5 protein-coding genes are annotated in these 18,917 nt (G+C 74.1%); 1 reads left to right on the top strand and 4 read right to left on the bottom strand.

What is annotated here, in order from left to right:
* Positions 1-58 precede the first annotated feature (58 nt).
* The 3 genes from AB6L24_RS04925 to AB6L24_RS04935 form a co-directional block, all read right to left on the bottom strand.
* On the bottom strand, positions 59-1,330 hold the full coding sequence (locus AB6L24_RS04925) for a cytochrome P450 (RefSeq protein WP_405652487.1): 1,272 nt from the start codon (positions 1,328-1,330) through the stop codon (positions 59-61).
* Complete coding sequence (locus tag AB6L24_RS04930; RefSeq protein WP_405652489.1) at positions 1,330-2,283, bottom strand: ACP S-malonyltransferase; 954 nt, start codon at positions 2,281-2,283, stop codon at positions 1,330-1,332. The genes AB6L24_RS04925 and AB6L24_RS04930 overlap by 1 nt, the downstream gene beginning before the upstream one ends.
* A gap of 79 nt (positions 2,284-2,362) precedes the next feature.
* Positions 2,363-3,796: a class I adenylate-forming enzyme family protein gene (locus AB6L24_RS04935; RefSeq protein WP_405652491.1), complete on the bottom strand. Its 1,434-nt coding sequence runs from the start codon at positions 3,794-3,796 to the stop codon at positions 2,363-2,365.
* Between the two features lie 416 nt (positions 3,797-4,212).
* On the opposite strand from AB6L24_RS04935, the gene AB6L24_RS04940 reads away from it, so the two are divergent.
* Positions 4,213-5,685 carry an ArnT family glycosyltransferase gene (locus tag AB6L24_RS04940; RefSeq protein ID WP_405652493.1) on the top strand — a complete coding sequence of 491 codons (1,473 nt, stop codon included), beginning with the start codon at positions 4,213-4,215 and terminating at the stop codon, positions 5,683-5,685.
* 206 nt (positions 5,686-5,891) lie between these two features.
* On the opposite strand, the gene AB6L24_RS04945 is transcribed toward AB6L24_RS04940, so the two are convergent.
* Positions 5,892-18,875 carry an SDR family NAD(P)-dependent oxidoreductase gene (locus AB6L24_RS04945; RefSeq protein WP_405652495.1) on the bottom strand — a complete coding sequence of 4,328 codons (12,984 nt, stop codon included), beginning with the start codon at positions 18,873-18,875 and terminating at the stop codon, positions 5,892-5,894.
* Positions 18,876-18,917: the final 42 nt, after the last annotated feature.

Consider the following 18,917-nt stretch of genomic DNA (forward strand, 5'->3'; position numbering starts at 1 on the left):
CTCGGTTGCGCGGGGTACTCACGTCGGGGTGCTCACACGGGTCGGCCGGTGACCGGTCTCATCCAGGGGTGCCGCTGACGGGCAGCCGGGTGCAGCCGCTGATCACGGGCGAGCTGCGGCGCACCACGGGTCCGGCGACGCGCAGGTCCGGCAGGCGTTCGGCGAGGACGCGCAGCGCGGTCTCGCCCTCCATGCGGGCCAGCGGGGCGCCGATGCAGTAGTGGATGCCGCCGGAGAACGACAGGTGCTCGGCCGGGTTCTCGCGGGTGAGGTCGAAGCGGTCCGGCTCGTCGTACACCTCGGGGTCGCGGTTGGCGGCGCCGATGAGGACGACCACGGAGCTGTTGGCCCGGATGTGGTGGCCGGCGAGGGCGATGTCGCCGTGCGGGACGCGCTGGGCCTGGAGGGCGGGCGAGTCGTAGCGCAGGGTCTCCTCGACGGCGCGCGGCGCGAGGTCGGGGTCCTCGCGCAGCAGGTCCCACTGCGCACGGTCGCCGGTCATCGCGAGGACGGCGTTGCCGATGAGGTTGGTGGTGGTCTCGAAGCCGGTGACGGCGAGGACCGTGCAGAACGCGAGGAGTTCCTCGGTGCTGAGCCTGCCCTCCTCGTTGGCCACGGTGAGGCGGCTGATGAGGTCGTCGCCGGGGTCCTTGGCGCGCAGCTCGATCAGCTCGGTGAAGACCTGGTCGAGGTCGTCGACGGCGCCGCGGAAGTCCCGTGCCATCTTCAGGGACTTGACGCCGTCGATGACGGGCCCGACCTTGCGGCCGGCGCGGATGAACCGGTCGTGGTACTCCTCGGGGACGCCGAGGAGCTCCCCGATGACCAACAGCGGCAGGGGTCCCGCGAAGTCCTCGATGAGGTCGAAGCCGTCGCGGGTGGCGAGGTCGTCGAGCAGGCCGTTGCAGAGCTTCTCCACCTGGACCCGGTACTTGCTGATCATCCGGGGGCCGAAGGCGGGCTGCGCGAGGCGGCGCAGACGGGTGTGGTCGGGCGGGTCGAGGCCGAGGATGGAGCTGTTCCAGGGGATCTCGGCCATCATCTCGTGGCCGGGCACGCCGCCCTGTTCGCGGTTGAGGAACAGGGTGCGGTCCCGCAGGATCCGGGTGCCGAGTTCATGGCTGCCGGTGACCCAGGTGCCCAGGTGGCTGCGGTGCACGGGGCCCCGCTGCCGCACCTTCGCATACAGCGGGTACGGGTCCTCCTGGCCCTGCAGGAGCCGGGTGAACGGGTCGCCGAACACGCCGAAGGCGCGCAGGATCGCACGGGTCGCGCCGAGCTTGGCGCTGAACTTGAACCCGGCCGACTTGCTGTCCATGAGCGTGGCCATCACTTCTCCTTGCGAGAGGTGGTCCTGGCGGGCCGGAGGGCCTGCTCCGGTCCCAGTGCCACCACGTCGAAGGCGCGGGTGGTGACGTCGAGGCGGTGGATGAGCCGGTCGGGTCCGGTGACGTGGACCGTGCGCACGCCCATGCCGCGCAGGGTGTCCACGACCGGGTGCCAGCGGACCGGGTGGTCGAAGGTGTCGAGGAGCAGGGTGCGCAGCTGGTCGGCGCGGGTGATCAGGGCGCCGTCGTGGTCGGCGACCAGGGGCAGTTCGGGGTCGGCGAGCTCGAACTTGGCGAGGACCTCCTCCTCGACGCGGGCCCGCAGGCCGGTGAGGACCCGGCAGTGCGCGGGCGGCTTCATGGAGTACAGCGAGTAGCCGCCGACGGCGCTGATGCGGCGCTGGAAGGGCTCAAGGACCTGCTCGCGCATCGTGACCATGTGCATGCCCTCGTCGAGGTGGCCGGAGACCTCGTGGAACTCGCCGCGCTCGGCCAGCTCCCCGAGGACCTCGTCGAGGGCCGCCGCGGGCACCCGGGTGATGGTGAGCGTCACCAGGTCCTGGTGCTCCTCCTCGAAGAACCGCTGTTCGCACAGGGCGAGTTCATGGGTGAGGCGGACGGCCTCGGCGAACGGCAGGGCGCCGCTGAACGCGGTCGCGGCCTTCTGGCCGAAGCTGAAGCCGACGCAGACGTCCGGGGCGAGGCCCCGGGTCTCGACGGCCCGGTCGGCCAGGGCCACCGAGTTGATGAAGAAGGCGACCTGGGCGAACGCCCCGAAGTCCGTTCCCGCGGTGCGGAATTCGTCCAGGACCGAGCGGCCGAGGGCGTCGTCCGCGGCCGCGAGACGCTTCCGCACATAGGGGTCGATCATCATGAACTTGCCCACGTCGGTGAAGCGCGAGGGCCCCATGCCCGGAAACACCACGGCGCTGCGTGCCTGGTCGGTCGTCATCATGTCCGCTCTGTCTGGTCTGCCTGGTCAAGCTGGTCTGGCTGGTGTGGCTGTGCCGGCCGGTCGGCCCGCCCGTGCGGGCTCAGGCCGAGGTGGCGAGTTCCGTGCTCCGCTCGGCCGCCCGCTGCTCCAGGGCGCGCCGGTCGGGCTTGCCGTTGCGGTTCAGGGGGAAGCTGTCGATGACGACGACCCGGTTGGGGTGTTCGTACGAGGGCAGGGCGTCCTTGATGCGGGTGCGCCACTCGGCGACGTCGCGGCCGCTCGCGTCCTCGACGAAGAAGACGAGTTCGCTGCCGCGCGCGTCGTCGGGCAGCGCGATCACCTTGACGGCGCAGCCCGCAGCGGCGGCCCTCCGCTCGATGATCTCCGGGTAGAGGGTGTAGCCCATGCGGTGCACGGCGAGCTTGCGGCCGGCGACGAAGAGGTTGCCGTCGGCGTCGAGGTGACCGAGGTCGCCGGTGCGGTACCAGCCCTGGTCGACGAGGTCGACGGTGCCGTCCTCGGCGAGGTAGCCGGACATCATGTCGGGGGTGTTGACGACGAGTTCGCCCATCTCCCCGGGGGCCAGGACGTTGCCGTCGTCGTCCTGGACGTTCATCTGAAGGCCCTTCATGACGCGGCCGCAGGCGACGGGGTTGTCGATGGTGGCGAAGGCGATGTTGCCCAGCTCGGTGCTGCCGTAGCTGTCGAGCAGCGGCTTCCCGAAGGAGTCGACGTAGGCGTCGGACAGGGCCGGGTCGAGGGGGGCCGCGCCGCTGCAGAACATGCGGACGCCGCCGAGGGCCGCGCGCACGTCGCTCTGGCGGCGGGTGAGGTTGAGCATGCTGCGGTACGTGGCCGGGGTGGCGTCGATGACGGTGACGCCGCACTGCCCGGCCATGAGCAGGGACCGGTCGAGGCGCCGGTGGGGCGCGACGACCAGGGAGCACTTGGCGAGCCAGGCGATGAGGACCATCGACAGGCCGTACTGGTGGGCGAAGGGCAGCAGCGGGAGCAGGACGTCACCGGGGCCGTGGCCCATGTGGTCGGCGTTGCGCCGCAGGTTCTCCAGGAAGCGGCCGCCGTTCTTCACCACGCCCTTGGGGGTGCCGGTGGAGCCGGAGGACCACATGATCAGGCCGTCGGGCAGCGCGCACCAGGCGTCGAAGTCGAGGGACGGTTCGGCCGGGACCAGGCCGGACGCCTCGACGAGCAGCTTGTACAGGTAGACGGCGTCGCGCGTCTCGGCCGGTACGGGGGCGTCGTCGTCGTAGAGACACAGCCGGGCGCGGGTGCGCTCGACGATGCGGCCGGTCTCGCGCGCGTGCTCCTGCTGGTCGACGAGGACGATGGAGGCGCCGACGTGCATCAGCGCGAAGAAGGCGTTCAGCCAGGCGGCCGAGTTGCCGGCCTTGAGGAGGACCCGGTCTCCCGGCCGGACGCCCTCCGCGCGCAGGACCATCGCGACCCGCAGGGTTTCCTGCTCGAATTCGGCGAAGGTCCGCGCCGAATCCCCGGTGAATATGTGAGGTGTCATCAAAGCCGCCCCCTTTCCCAAACTTGAGAATCATCGGGCTCGATAGGCACGATAAGGTCGAGGATTTCTCCCGCCCCGGGCGGCTCCGCGCGCAGCCGAGCCTTCCGAGGACCTACGGTAGAAGCTATTGAGCGTGCCTGAGCAGCAGAACCCCTATCTTCCCCCTAGTCCCCCCTGAGCAGCCAACTTGCCGGTTACAGGGGCAAGCTGACGGGCCGTGCCAAGCGCTACCTTCGACGGTGTTCACGCTATGTACCGCATAAGCCGCGGAGGTCCCGGTGGGAGTTCGGACACAGACCGGTCGAGTACCGGAACAGGAACACGAACAGGATATTAAAGACCAGCAGACGCCTGCGGAACCCGAGGCTGGAATATCAGCGGGGCGGGACCAGGAGGAAGGGGCGGCGCCGGATGCCGTGACACCGCCGCCGTTCGCGGGGCGCTGGGTGGGCGCGGTCGCGGGCGCGGCCGGTCTCGCGCTGCTCCTGGTGAGCACGCGATACGGATTCCAGGGCGACGAGCTGTACTTCCTCGGCGCCGGACAGCACCTGGACTGGGGGTACGCGGACCAGCCGGTGCTGCTTCCGCTGCTCGCCCACGGCATCGACGCCGTCACCGGCGGCTCGCTGTTCGCGCTGCGGCTGCTTCCGGTGCTGCTCACGGTGGCGGGCGCGCTCGTCGCCGCGCTCATCGCCCGCGAGTTCGGCGGGGAGCGCCGGGCGCAGGTACTCACGGCCGCCGCGTACGGCTTCGCGCCCGCCGTCCTGATCAGCGGGCACGCGCTGTCGACGATGGCGCTCGACCTGTTCCTGTGGACGGCCGTGAACTGGCTCCTGATCCGCTGGGTGCGCACCCGCGAGGACCGGCTGCTGCTCTTCGCGGGCCTGGCGACGGCCCTGGCGCTGCAGGGCAAGTATCTGATCGTCGGCTTCTGGGCCGTCCTCGCCGTCTGCCTGTTCGTGGTCGGCCCGCGGGACCTGCTGCGCCGCAAGGCGCTGTGGCTGGGCGCGGCCGTCGCGGCCGTCACGTCCCTGCCGGGTCTGATCTGGCAGGCGCGGAACGACTGGCCGCAGATGGAGATGTCCCAGGTCCTCGCGGACGAGGGGATCCTCGGCGGCCGCGCGGGCTTCCTGCCGTATCTGATCGTGCTGTCCGGCGGGGTGTTCACCGTCGTCCTGGTCTACGGCCTGATCCGCCTCCTGCGGTCGCCGCAGCTCGCCCCCTACCGCTTCCTGGCCTGGACGTTCCTCGGTCTCACGGCCGTGTTCCTGGTCACCGGCGGCCGTCCCGCGTACGTGGTGGGCGCCTTCGCGCCGCTGTGGGCCGCGGGCGCGGTGGAGCTGGCGCGTGGCGGCGGGGCCCGCTGGTGGCGGTGGCTCGCGACGTGGCCGGTGGTGGCCCTGACGGCGCTGGTGTGCGTGGCGCTCTCGCTGCCGGTGTATCCGGTGTCGCAGGTGACGAAGACCGAGCAGCCGAAGAACAACCCGATGACCGCCGAGACGCTGCGCTGGCCGCACCTCATCGACGCGGTCGACAAGGCCAACAAGGCGCTGCCCGCCGCCGAGCGGAAGCGCGCCGTGGTGGTCACGCAGTACTACCAGGAGGCGGGCGCCGTCGATCACTTCGGCCCCGACCGCGACCTGCCGCCCGCCTACAGCGGCCACCGCGGCTACTGGTACTTCGGCGCGCCGGCCGACTCCTCGGGCCCGGTCCTGTACGTGGGCTCCGACGTCGCGAAGCTCAAGCCGTACTTCACGAAGGTGCGCAAGGCCGCGACGGCCGCGGGCGGTCCCGGCGAGAGCTTCGTCGACGGCGTCCCCGTCTGGATCCTGGAGGGCCGCACGAAGCCCTGGTCCAAGATCTGGCCGGACTACGGCCACTTGTCCTAGGGGCTCGCTGCACGACGAAGGCCCGTCACCGCGAAGGAACGCGGGGACGGGCCTTCGTCGTGCGTGCGGGGCGGGCCCGGGCCGCTTCCGGGGTGACGGTACGGCGGGCCCCGCCCCCGGTGTACGTCGGCGGCACCGCCCCCCCCCGGTGCATGACGAACGGCCCCGCCCCCGGAGTGCGGGGGCGGGGCCGTCGTGCCGCTGTGTCAGAGCCGGTCCAGCCACTCCTCGACGGCGCGCGCCGTGGTGTGGGAGTGCTCCTCCATCACCGTGAAGTGCGTGCCGGGCACGTCCACCGCGGTGTGCCCCAGCTTCCAGGACGGCCGCCAGTCGTACTCCCGGGTCCACTCCATGAGGGGCTCGCTCGCCCGGACCAGGAGCGTCGGCGCCTCGATGGCGTCGGGCAGCAGGCCGAGGAACATGTAGCGGGCCATGGCGGTGACCCAGGCGTCGCCCCAGTCGTCGCCGTCGGCGTCCGTGACGACCGCGCCCTCGGCGTCCGGCGCGGAGTCGTAGCGGTCGCTGAGCTGCTTGCCCATCGCGGCGGCCATGTCGCCGAGCGCCTTCTCCTCGACGTAGGTGTCCACGAGGACCACGCCCGCGGGTCCGGCGCCGCGCTCCTCCAGCTCCCGGGCCACGGCGTGCGCGACGAGCCCTCCGGAGGAGTGCCCGGCGAGGACGTACGGCTTGCCTCCGGTGTGCCGCTGCACGGTGTCGGCGTGCAGCCGCACCAGGGCCTCCTTGTCGGCGGGCAGCAACTCGCCCTCCAGGAAGCCCGGGTGGGTGATGACGCTGACGTCGCGCCGGTCCCGGAAGTACGCGCCGAAGCGGGCGTAGTCGTACGCGCTGGAGCGGCCGACGTACGACGTGAACAGGACCACGCCGACCGGGTCCTCACCGCGCGCCAGGGTGAACGGGGCGCGCGGCGCGTCGAGTTCGGCCTCGCCCGTGAACGAGGCGCGGAACTGGGCCATGGTCCGCAGGAGCGGGATCAGGTCGTCGGCCCTGCCCTGCCGCGCGGCCTCGTCGTACAGCTCGGCGAGACCGGTCGCGGGCCGGGGCGCCGCGACGGCGGGCGGGGCCTCGGCGGCCCGCCGCGCGGTGGCCGTGGGCGCCGGGGCGGACTGCCGGGCGGCCGGGGCCGTCCCGGTGCCGCGCGTCTGTCCGGTGGTCCGCTCGCGCGGGGCCGTCGTGTCCTGGCCCGCGGGCGCGGCCTGGTCCAGGTCCGCGGCGAGGCGGTCGGCCAGGGCGCGCGGGGTGCGGTTCTGGAAGACCAGGGTCGCCGGGAGCCGCAGGCCGGTCGCGGCCATGAGGCGGTTGCGCAGCTCGACGCCGGTGAGGGAGTCGAAGCCCAGCTCCAGGAAGCCGCGTCCGTCCTCGACCCGGTCGGCGGAGGCGTGCCCGAGCACGGCCGCCGCCTGGTCCCGCACCAGGGCGATGAGCAGCTGCGCCCGCTCGTCGGCGGACGCGGCGGCCAGACGGCGCGCGAAGGCCTCCGCCTCGGACGCCGCGGCCCCGGCGGCGGCACGGCGGGCCTGGGCCCGCACCAGGCGCCGCAGGAGCGGCGGCACGGTCTCGCCCTGGCGCGCGCCGGCCCGCAGGGCCGCCGTGTCGAGGCGTACGGGCAGCAGCAGCGGCGCACCGGACGAGCGGGCCGTGTCGAAGAGTTCGACGCCCTCGTCCGACGACAGCGGCAGGACACCGCCGCGCGAGATGCGGGTGCGGCGCGCCTCGTCGAGGTGGCCGGTCATGTCGCTGGCCTCGGCCCACAGGCCCCAGGCGAGCGCCGTGGCGGGCACGCCCCGGGACCGCAGGTGGTGCGCGAAGGCGTCGAGGAAGGCGTTGGCCGCCGCGTAGTTGCCCTGGCCGGGGCTGCCGAAGGTGGCGGCCGCGGAGGAGAACAGGACGAACTCCGCCAGGTCCTGACCTGCCGTCAGCTCCGCCAGGTTGAGGGCCGCGTCCAGCTTGGGCCGCAGGACCGTGTCGACGTGCTCGGGCGTCAGGGATCCCACGAGGGCGTCGTCGAGGACTCCGGCCGTGTGCACGACGGCGGTCAGCGGGTGCGCCGCCGGGACCGCGGCGAGCACGGCGGCCAGCGCGTCGCGGTCGGCGACGTCGCAGGCGACCACGCGGGCGTCGGCGCCGAGTCCTTCGAGTTCCGCGACCAGGTCGGCGGCGCCCGGCGCGTCGGGGCCCCGGCGTCCCGTCAGGAGCAGGTGCCGGGCGCCGTGCTCGGCGACCAGGTGCCGGGCGACGAGGGCGCCCAGGGCGCCGGTGGCGCCGGTGATGAGGACGGTGCCGTCGGGGTCGGGGGTGCGGGGGGTGGTGGTCGCGGGGGCCTCGGCGGTGTCGGCGTCGGTGCCGTCGGCGTCGGCCGCCGGAGCGGATGCCGCGGCCTTCGTCGGGGCGGGCACGAGCCGGGGCGCGAGCAGCACCCCGTCGCGCACCGCCAACTGCGGCTCGTCCAGGGCGAGTCCGGCGAGGAGCAGGGCGGCGGTGGAGGGCCGGTCGGCCGAGTGGCCGTGGCCCTCGGCGCTGGCGTCACCCTCCTCGCCCGCGTCACCCTCCTCACCCGCGCTGCCCGCACGGCCGCCGCCGCGCACCGCGTCGCCGCCGCGCACCGCCTCCAGGTCGATCAGCACGCACCCGGCTCCGCCCGGGCCGCCCGCCTGCTCGGACTGGGCCGAGCGGGCCAGGCCCCACAGCGGGGCGTGCGCGAGGTCCGGTACGTCGCCGCCGTCGGCGGCGACCGCGCCCCGTGTCACCAGGACGAGCCGGGTGGCGGACAGGCGCGCGTCGGACTGCCAGGTCTGGAGCAGGGCGAGGGCCCGGCCCAGGGCGGCGCGGGCACGCGCGGCGGTGGCGTCGGCGTCCAGGGAGTCGGCCGTCCCGCTCGGGGCCACGGCGCCCGAACCCTCGACGTCCGTCCCGTCGGCGCCCGGCTCGTCCGTGAAGCTGACGAGCAGCGTGTCCGGCGCGTCGGCGCCGTCGTCGAGGGCCGCGTACAGCGCGTCGATGTCCGCGTACGCCGCCATGTGCGCCCCGGACGCGGTGAGTTCGGCGCAGGACCGCAGCGGGTCGGGGCCGACCGTCGCCCAGGTCGTGCCGGTCGCGTCGGCCGCGGCCGTGGGCAGCGGCGTCCACTCGACGTGGAAGAGGGCGTCGTGGTGTCCGCCGCCGGAGGCCGCGCGCAGTTGCTCGGGGGCGACGGGGCGCAGTTCGAGGGAGTCGGCGCGGGCGACCGGCGCGCCGGTGTCGTCGGCGAAGAGCAGTGCCACTCCCCCGGTGCCGTCGGGGCGCACCCGCACGCGCAGGACGGTGGCGCCCTGTGCGGCCAGGGTCACGCCGGTCCAGGCGAACGGGAGCCGCACGCCGTCGGTCTCCGCGAAGGGCGCGAGGGCGACGGTGTGCAGGGCGGCGTCGAGGAGCGCCGGGTGCACGCCGAACGCGGCGGCGTCCCGGTGGGCCTCTTCGGGCAGGTGGACCTCGGCGTAGACGGCGTCGCCGGCCGGGTCCCGCCAGGCGGCGCGCAGGCCCTGGAACACCGGGCCGTAGGCCAGTCCGCCCTCGGCGAGGCGCTCGTAGAACCCGTCGACGGCGACCGCTTCGGCGCCCTCGGGCGGCCACACGGCCAGCGCCCCGTCCTCCCGCGCGGACGCGGGAGCGGCCTGCGTGTCGCCGAGGGTGCCGGTGGCGTGCCGCGTCCACGGGGCGTCGGTGGCGCCCTGGTTCCGCGAGGACACGGTGAGCGGGCGGCGGCCCGCGGTGTCGGGGGCGCCGACCCACACCTGAAGGGTGACGGTGTCGTCGTCGGCGACGACGAGCGGCGCCTGGAGGGTCAGCTCCTCGACGAGGCCGCAGCCGACCTCGTCCCCGGCGCGCAGCGCCATCTCGACGTACGCGGTGCCGGGCAGCAGCACGGTGTCCCCCACCGCGTGGTCCGCGAGCCAGGGGTGGGTGCGGCGGGTGAGCCTTCCGGTGAGCAGGTACTGGTCGGCGTCGGCGAGTTCCACGCTGGCGCCGAGCAGCGGGTGTCCCGCGGACTCGATGCCGACGGCGGTGACGTCGCCGGTGCCGGCGGCGGGCGCGGGCCAGAAGCGCTGCCGCTGGAAGGCGTACGTGGGCAGGTCGACGACGGTGCGTTCGCCGGGCAGGAGGGCCCGCCAGTCGAGTGCGGCGCCGTGGACGTGTGCCGCGGCGAGGGCGGCGTACAGCTGCTCGGTGCCGCCCTCGTCGCGGCGCAGGGAGCCGAGCGCGACCGCGCCGGTGTGCGGCGTGGCGTCGATGGTCTCCTGCACGGGGACGGTGAGGACCGGGTGCGGGCTCATCTCCAGGAACAGGCCGTGTCCTTCGGCGAGGAGGCCGCGGGTGGCCTGCTCGAAGAGGACGGTGTGGCGCAGGTTGCGGTACCAGTAGCCCGCGTCCATGGGCGTGTCGGCGTCCAGCCAGGTGCCGGTGAGGGTCGAGTACAGCGGGGTCGTGGGGGTGCCCGGGGTGACGTCGGCGAGCGCTTCGGCGATGCGGGCCTCGATCTGCTCCACGTACGAGGAGTGGGACGCGTAGTCGACGGGGATGGCGCGGGCGCGCAGTTCCCGCGCGGCGCACTCGGCGATCAGCTCCTGGAGGGCTTCGGGGTCGCCGGAGACGACCACCTGGGAGGGCCCGTTGACGGCGGCGATCTCGATGCGGCCGTCCCACGCTTCCAGGAGCGCCCCGGTCTCGTCCTGCGGCAGGACGAGGGAGACCATGCCGCCCTTGCCGGACAGCTCGCGGATGGCCTGGCTGCGCAGGGCCACGACGCGGGCGGCGTCCCGCAGGGACAGCGCACCCGCGACGCACGCGGCGGCGATCTCGCCCTGGCTGTGCCCGACCACGGCCGCAGGCTCGACGCCCGCCGCCTGCCAGGTCGCGGCGAGGGACACCATCACGGCGAACAGGACCGGCTGGACCACGTCCACCTGGTCGAAGTGGTCCCCGCTCAGCTCGTCGAGGAGGTTCCAGTCGACGAACTCCGCGAGCGCGTCGGCGCACTCGCCCATGCGGTCGGCGAACACGGGGCTTGAGTCGAGGAGTTCACGGGCCATCCCGGCCCACTGCGAGCCCTGGCCGGCGAAGACGAAGACCGGGCGGACGGTGCCGCCCTGAGCGCGGCCCACAGCCACGTTCCGAGCGGTCGTGTCACCCTGCGCCAGTGCGTCGAGCCCGGCCAGCAGCTCCTTCCGGTCGCCGCCGAGGACGACACCCCGGTGCTCGAACCGCGACCGCGCCACCGCCAACGACCAGGCCACGTCGCCGAGTTCGAGGTCGGCGTTGGCCAGGAGGTGGTCCCGCAGGCGGGCGGCCTGGCCCGGGAGCGACTCCGGGGTCCTGGCGGTGAGGACGAGGGGGATGACGGCGGGCCGGGACAGCCCGGGGGCGCCGGTGGGTGCGGCGGCCTCGGCGGTGGCCTCGGACACCTCGGGGGCCTGCTCCAGGATGACGTGGGCGTTCGTCCCGCTGATGCCGAACGAGGACACGCCCGCGCGGCGCGGCGACCCGTCCTCCCGTCCGGGCCAGTCGCGGGCCTCGGTCAGCAGCTCGACGCCCGCGCCGGACCAGTCGACCTCGGGGGTCGGGGCGTCCACGTACAGCGTCTTGGGCAGGGTGCCGTGGCGCATCGCCATGACCGTCTTGATGACGCCGCCGACGCCGGCGGCGGCCTGGGTGTGGGCGATGTTGGACTTCAGCGAGCCCAGCCAGAGCGGCCGGTCCTCGGGGTGGTCCTTGCCGTAGGTGGCGATGAGGGCCTGGGCCTCGATGGGGTCGCCGAGGGTGGTGCCCGTGCCGTGGGCCTCGACCGCGTCCACGTCCGCGGGCGTGAGGCGGGCGTTGGCGAGGGCGGCACGGATGACGCGCTGCTGGGACGGGCCGTTCGGCGCCGTCAGACCGTTGCTCGCGCCGTCCTGGTTGATGGCCGAGCCACGCACGACGGCGAGGACCTGGTGCCCGTTGCGCTGAGCGTCCGACAGGCGCTCAAGGACGAGCATGCCCACGCCCTCGCCCCAGCCGGTGCCGTCCGCGCCCGCGGCGAAGGACTTGCAGCGGCCGTCGGGGGCCAGGCCGCGCTGGCGGCTGAACTCCGCGAACGAGGTGGGCGTCGGCATGACCGCCGCGCCGCCCGCGAGCGCCATCGAGCACTCGCCCTGCCGCAGCGCCTGCACGGCGAGGTGCAGCGCGACGAGCGAGGACGAGCAGGCCGTGTCGACCGTGACGGCGGGGCCCTCGAAGCCGAAGGAGTACGAGAGGCGGCCGGAGGCGACGCTGGCCGCGTCGCCGGTCATGACGTAGCCCTCGACGCCCTCGGCGCCGTTCAGCGTCGTCGAGTAGCCCTGGGTCGACAGGCCGACGAAGACGCCGGTGTCGCTGGCGCGTACGGACGCCGGGACGATGCCCGCGCGCTCGACGGCCTCCCAGGAGGTTTCGAGGAGGAGCCGCTGCTGCGGGTCCATGGCCAGGGCCTCGCGGTGGTTGATGCCGAAGAAGTCCGGGTCGAACTCGTCGGCGTCGTGCAGGAAGGCGCCGGTCGTGACGTACGTGAGTCCGTCGTCGCCGTCCGCGCCGTCGAGGCCCGCGGGGGCGGCGACGTCCCAGCCCCGGTTCACGGGGAACCCGGACAGGCCGTCCTCGCCCGCGGCCACCATGCGCCACAGGTCCTCGGGGGACCGTACGCCGCCGGGGTAGCGGCAGCTCATCGCGACGATGGCGATGGGCTCGTCGGCCGCGCCCTGGGACGCGTCCTCGCGGCCCGCCGGGGCCGCGCTCGGGGCGGCGGACTCGGGGAGCGAGCCGAGCAGTTCCGTGCGCAGGTGGGCGGCGAGGGCGACGGGCGTGGGGTAGTCGAAGACGAGGCTGGCGGGCAGCCGCAGGGCGGTGGCGCCGCCGAGGCGGTTGCGGAGCTCGACGGAGGTGAGCGAGTCGAAGCCCAGCTCCTTGAACGCCTTGGCCGCGTCGACGGACTCGGGCGACGGGTAGCCGAGGACGGCGGCCACGTTGGCGCGTACGACGTCGACGAGGAACTGTTCGCGGTCCTCCGCGGCGAGCCCGGCGAGACGCTCGGCCAGGGGCTCCTGGCCGTCGGCCGCCGTGCCGCCCGCCTGCGCGGTGACGGCCTTGCGGACCTGGCCGCGGATGAGGCTCCGGAACAGCGGGGGCACGTCGGCGCCGAACTGCTGACGCAGGACGTCGGTGTCGAGCTTCATGGGGACGAGGGCGCCGTCGGGCTGGGCGAGGGAGGCGTCGAGGAGGGCGAGGCCTTCCGCCGCCGAGAGGGCAGCGACTCCGGCCCGGTTCATGCGGTCGATGTCCTCGTCCGCCAGCGCACCCGCCATACCGCCCTGGTCGGCCCACAGGCCCCAGGCCAGGGACGTCGCCGGGAGACCCTGAGCACGTCGATGCTGAGCGAGAGCGTCCAAGAACGCGTTCGCAGCCGCGTAGTTGGCCTGCCCCGCACTGCCCAGCACACCCGCAGCCGACGAGAACAGCACGAACGCCGACAGGTCCAGGCCCGCCGTCAGCTCATGCAGATTCACCGCCGCGTCCACCTTCGGACGCAGCACCGTGTCCAGCCGCTCCGGCGTCAATGACGTCAGCACACCGTCATCGACCACGCCCGCGACGTGCACGACCGCGCCGAGGTCATCACGTACGGACTCAAGCAACGTCTCAAGGGCCGCACGGTCCGCGACATCACACGCCGCGATGGTGACGGACGCACCCAACTCCTCCAGCTCGGCGCGCACTTCACCCGCACCGGGAGTGTTCTCACCCCGACGCGACACCAACAGCAGGTCCTTCACACCGTGCCGCTCAGCCAAGTGCCGGGCCACAACCCGACCCAGACCACCCAACGCACCCGTCACAAGCACCGTGCCCCGCGCCTCAAAGACAGGCGGCAGCGTCAGCACGACCTTGCCCACATGCCGCGCCTGCGACAGATAACGGAACGCCTCCGGCGCCCGCCGCACATCCCACGCCTTCACCGGCAGCGGCGTCAGCACACCCTGCTCGAACAGCGCCAGGACCTCCGCCAGCATCTCCTTGATGCGGTCGTGTCCGGCGTCGATCAGGTCGAAGCTCTGGTACGTGACTCCGGGGTGGTCCTCGCCGATGGTGTGGGGGTCGCGGAGGTCGGTCTTGCCCATCTCCACGAAACGGCCGCCACGCGGCAGCAACCGCAGCGACGCGTCCACGAACTCCCGCGCCAGGGAGTTCAGGACCACGTCCACACCCTGACCGTCGCTGGCCGCGAGCACCGACGTCTCGAAGTCGAGGGTCCGGGACGAGGCGATGCGGGAGTCGTCGAGGCCGAGGCCCCGCAGCACGTCCCACTTGCCGGTGCTGGCCGTCGCGTGCACGTCGGCGCCGAAGTGCCGGGCGAGCTGCACCGCGGCCATGCCGACACCACCGGCGGCGGCGTGCACCAGGACCGACTCCCCGGCTTCGAGGCCGGCGAGGTCCCGCAGGGCGTAGTACGCCGTGAGGAACACCGTCGGCACCGACGCGGCCTGCGCGAACGACCAGCCCTCGGGCATGCGGACCAGCATCCGCGCGTCGGCGACGGCCAGCGGGCCGAAGCCGCCCTCCAGGAGGCCGAGGACGCGGTCGCCGACGGCCAGGTCCGTGACACCGGACCCGATCTCGACGACCACGCCCGCGCCCTCGGTGCCCATGACGGCGTCGCCCGGGTACATGCCCAGCGCGATCAGCGGGTCACGGAAGTTGACGCCCGCCGCGCGGACCGCGACGCGGACCTCCCCGGCATCCAGGGCCCGGCCTCCGGACACCTCGGCGTCGTCGGCCACGGGAAGGAGCGCCAGGTTCTCCAGCGTGCCCCGGCCCGTGACGCCCAACTGCCAGGTGTCGCCCGCCGGGACCGGCAGCGCGCCGCCACCGGCGCGCACGAGGCGCGGCACCCACACCACGTCCCCGCGCACCGCCACCTGCGGCTCGTCCAGACCGAGCACCCCCGGGAGGAGCGCCGGCGCCTGCTCGGCACCGTCGACGTCCACCAGGACGAGGCGCCCCGGGTTCTCCGACTGCGCCGACCGCATGAGACCCCACACCGGGGCGTCCACGAGGCCCGCCGACGCCACGACGTCGCCGGAGCCGACGCCCACGGCGCCGGAGGTCACCACGACAAGACGGGACTCGTCGCCGCGTTCGAAGGCCAGCCACTCCCCCACGGCGCGCAGGGCGTCGTTGAGGGAGGCACGCACGTTTCCGGCGACGCCCGGGGCGCGGTCGGCGGACGTGGCGCAGGCGACGAAGACGGACTCCGGGAGGGCGGCACCGCTGTCGACCGCCGCCGCGAGGGCGGCGACGTCCGGGTACGCCGTGACCGTCGCTCCGCCGCGCTCCAGTGCCGCGCGCAGCCCCAGCTCGTCGGCGCCGAGAACGGCGTGGGATCCGCCGGTCGCGGGAGTCGACGCGGGCGCCACGCTCCAGTCGACGCGGTACAGCGAGTCGTGCCGGCCGCCCTGTTCGGCGCCCGCGTCGGGCACGGCGAGGGGCCGCAGGACGAGGGAGTCCACGGTGGCGACCGGCTCGCCGGAAGAGTCGGCGACGGCGAGGGCCACGCCGTCGGTGCCGGCGGCGGTGAGCCGGACCCGCAGCGCGGACGCGCCCGTGGCGTGCAGGGTCACGCCGGTCCAGGAGAAGGGCATGCGGCCCTGCTCGGTGTCGGACACGAAGGTGCCGAGGCCCAGCGGGTGCAGGGCGGCGTCGAGGAGCGCCGGGTGCAGGCCGTAGGCGGCGGCGTCGTCCTGGTCGTCCTCGGGCAGCGCGACCTCGGCGAAGAGCGCGTCGCCGCGCTTCCACACGGATCGCAGGCCCTGGAACGCCGAGCCGTAGCTGAATCCGGCGGCGGCGAGGCTGTCGTACAGGGCGTCGGTGTCGGCCTGTTCGGCGTCGGCCGGGGGCCACTGGGTGAGGTCGGCTTCGGCGGGGCGGGGGGCCGGGGCGGGGGCGAGGGTGCCGGTGGCGTGGCGCTGCCAGGGCTCGTCGGACCAGAGTTCGTCCGCTGCCGTCTGCTGGGGGCGCGAGTAGAGGTTCACCGGGCGGCGCCCGAAGGCGTCGGCGGCGCCCACGGCGAGCTGCACCTGTACGCCGCCCCGCTGGGGCAGGACGAGGGGCGCCTGCAGGGTCAGCTCCTCCAGGTGCGCGCAGCCGACGCGGTGCCCGGCGTGCAGGGCGAGTTCGACGAAGGCCGTGGCGGGCAGCAGGACCGTGCCGCCGAGTGCGTGGCCCGCGAGCCACGGGTGGGTCGCGAGGGAGAGTCTGCCCGTGAAGAGGTAGCCGTCCATGTCGGCGAGCGCGACGGCGGCGCCGAACAGCGGGTGCTCCGCCGGGCTCAGGCCGGTCGCGTGCACGTCGCCGGTGCCGCCGACGCCGGGGCGCGGCCAGTAGCGCTCGTGCTGGAAGGCGTACGTGGGCAGGTCGACGCGGGCACGGGAGGCGGCGGGGGCGTACAGCGGCGTCCAGTCGACGTCGGCTCCGCGCACGTACGCCTCGGCGAGGGCGGTCAGGAACGTGTCCGGTTCGGGGCGGTCCTTGCGGAGGGCGCCGATGAGGCCGACCTGGGCGTCCGTCTCGGCGATGGTGTCGTGTGCCATGGCCGTCAGGACCGCGTCGGGGCCCAGTTCGAGGAGGGTCGCCACGCCGAAGCCGGTGAGCGCGCCGACTCCGTCGTGGAAGCGGACGGCCTCGCGGATGTGGCGGACCCAGTAGCCGGGGTCCTTCAGCTCGCTCGCGGCGGCGAGGCGCCCGGTGACGTTGGAGACGACCGGGAGGACGGTGTCCTGGTACGTCAGGCCCTCGGCGACCTTGCGGAAGTCCTCCAGGACGGGGTCCATGAGAGGTGAGTGGAAGGCGTGGGAGACCTTCAGCCAGCGGACCTTGCGGCCCTCGCCGCGAAGAGTCTCCTCCAGGACCGCGAGGTCCTTGCGGTCGCCGGAGAGCACCACCTGGGCGGGCCCGTTCACGGCTGCCACTCCCGCGCGGTCCTCCAGACCGGCGAGCAGCGGCAGCACGTCCGCTTCGGCGGCCTGCACCGCGAGCATGGCCCCGCCCTCGGGCAGGGACTGCATCAACCGGCCGCGCGCCGCGACCAGTCGAGCCGCGTCCTCCAAGGACCACAGTCCGGCTACGTAGGCGGCGGCCAGCTCGCCGATGGAGTGCCCGCCCACGATCTCGGGGCGCACCCCGAAGGACTCGGCCAGACGGAACAGGGCGACCTCGACGGCGAACAGCGCGGGCTGCGCGTACTCCGTCCGCTCAAGGAGCTCCGCGTCCGTGCCGAACATGACGTCCTTGAGCGGGCGTTCCAGCAGCCCGCCCAGGTGGCCACACACCTCGTCCAGCGCATCGGCGAAGACGGGGAACGTCTCGTACAGCTCACGCCCCATCCCGGTCCGCTGGCTGCCCTGGCCGGTGAACACGACGCCGAGGCGGCCCTCGACCACCGAGCCCGACACCACGGCCGGGCCGTCGGTGCCGGAGGCGACCGTCTCCAGGCCGGACAGGAAGGCGTCCCGGTCCTCGCCGAAGAGCACGGCGCGGTGTTCGAGGGGCGAGCGGCCCGACAGGAGGGACCAGCCCACGTCGGCGGGCCGGAGGGTCTCGTCGGCGGTGACGTGGTCGCGGACGCGTGCGGCCTGGGCGCGCAGGGCCTGGGCGCTGCGGCCCGACACCAGCCAGGGTGCGGCGGTCGGGGGTGTCACGGCAGCCGTCGGCTCCGCGTCGGTGGGCGCGGTCTCGTCCGTGGGGGCCTGCTCCACGATGACGTGGGCGTTGGTGCCGCTGACGCCGAACGACGAGACGCCGGCGCGGCGGGGGCGGCCCGCCTCGGGCCAGTCGCGGGCCCGGTCGAGGAGTTCGACGGCGCCCGCCGTCCAGTCGACGTGGGTGCTGGGGCGGTCCGTGTGCAGGTTCTCGGGCAGGACGCCGTGCCGCATCGCCATGACCATCTTGATGACTCCGGCGACGCCCGAAGCGGCCTGGGTGTGGCCGATGTTGGACTTCACGGAGCCGAGGAGCAGCGGCCGGTCGGCCGGGCGGTCCTGGCCGTACGTGGCGAGGAGGGCCTGGGCCTCGATGGGGTCGCCGAGGACCGTGCCGGTGCCGTGGCCCTCGACGGCGTCGATGTCGTCGGTGGCGAGGCGGGCGGCCGCGAGGGCCTGGCGGATGACGCGCTGCTGGGAGGGGCCGTTGGGGGCGGTCAGGCCGTTGGACGCGCCGTCCTGGTTGACGGCGGAGCCACGGACGACGGCGAGGACCTGGTGCCCGTTGCGGCGGGCGTCGGAGAGGCGCTCCAGGGCGAGGACGCCGACGCCCTCGCCCCAGCCGGTGCCGTCGGCGGCCTCGGCGAAGGGCTTGCAGCGGCCGTCGGAGGCGAGGCCGCCCTGACGGCTGAACTCCGCGAAGGCGCCGGAGGTGACCATGACGGCGACGCCGCCGGCCACGGCGAGGTCGCACTCGCCCTGCCGGAGGGCCTGCGCGGCCAGGTGCAGGGCGACGAGGGAGGACGAGCAGGCGGTGTCGACGGTGACGGCCGGGCCTTCGAGGCCGAAGACGTACGACACACGGCCGGAGATGACGCTGGAGACGTCACCGGTGAGCAGGTAGCCGTCGACGTTGTCGGGCGACGCCATGAGGGCGGGCCCGTAGCCCTGCGCGGTGGCGCCGACGAAGACGCCGGTGCGGCTGCCGCGCAGGGAGGTCGGCGGGATGGCGGCCCGCTCGAAGGTCTCCCAGACGGCTTCCAGGAGGAGGCGCTGCTGGGGGTCCATGGCCATGGCCTCGCGGGGCGAGATGCCGAAGAAGGCGGCGTCGAAGTCACCGGCGTCGTAGACGAAGCCGCCGCCGCGCCCGGGGCGTTCGGGGTCGGCCGTGGCCTCGTCCTCGGTGCGGCCGCCGAGGGCCTCGACGTCCCAGCCCCGGTCGGTGGGGAAGGCGGAGAGCGCGTCGCGGCCCTCGGCCACGAGCCGCCACAGGTCCTCCGGGCTGCTGACGTCGCCGGGGTAGCGGCAGCTCATTCCGACGATGGCGATGGGCTCGGGCTCCTCCGCCTCGGCGTCGCGCAGCCGCTGGCGCGTCTCGTGGAGGTCGGCGGTCACCCGCTTGAGGTAGTCGAGGAGCTTTTGCTGGTCCGCCATCGGAAACTCACCTGTTCGCGTAGTCACAAGAAAAACCGCACC

It is taken from the genome of Streptomyces sp. RK9 (assembly GCF_045070545.1).
Classification (GTDB): Bacteria; Actinomycetota; Actinomycetes; order Streptomycetales; family Streptomycetaceae; genus Streptomyces; species Streptomyces alboflavus.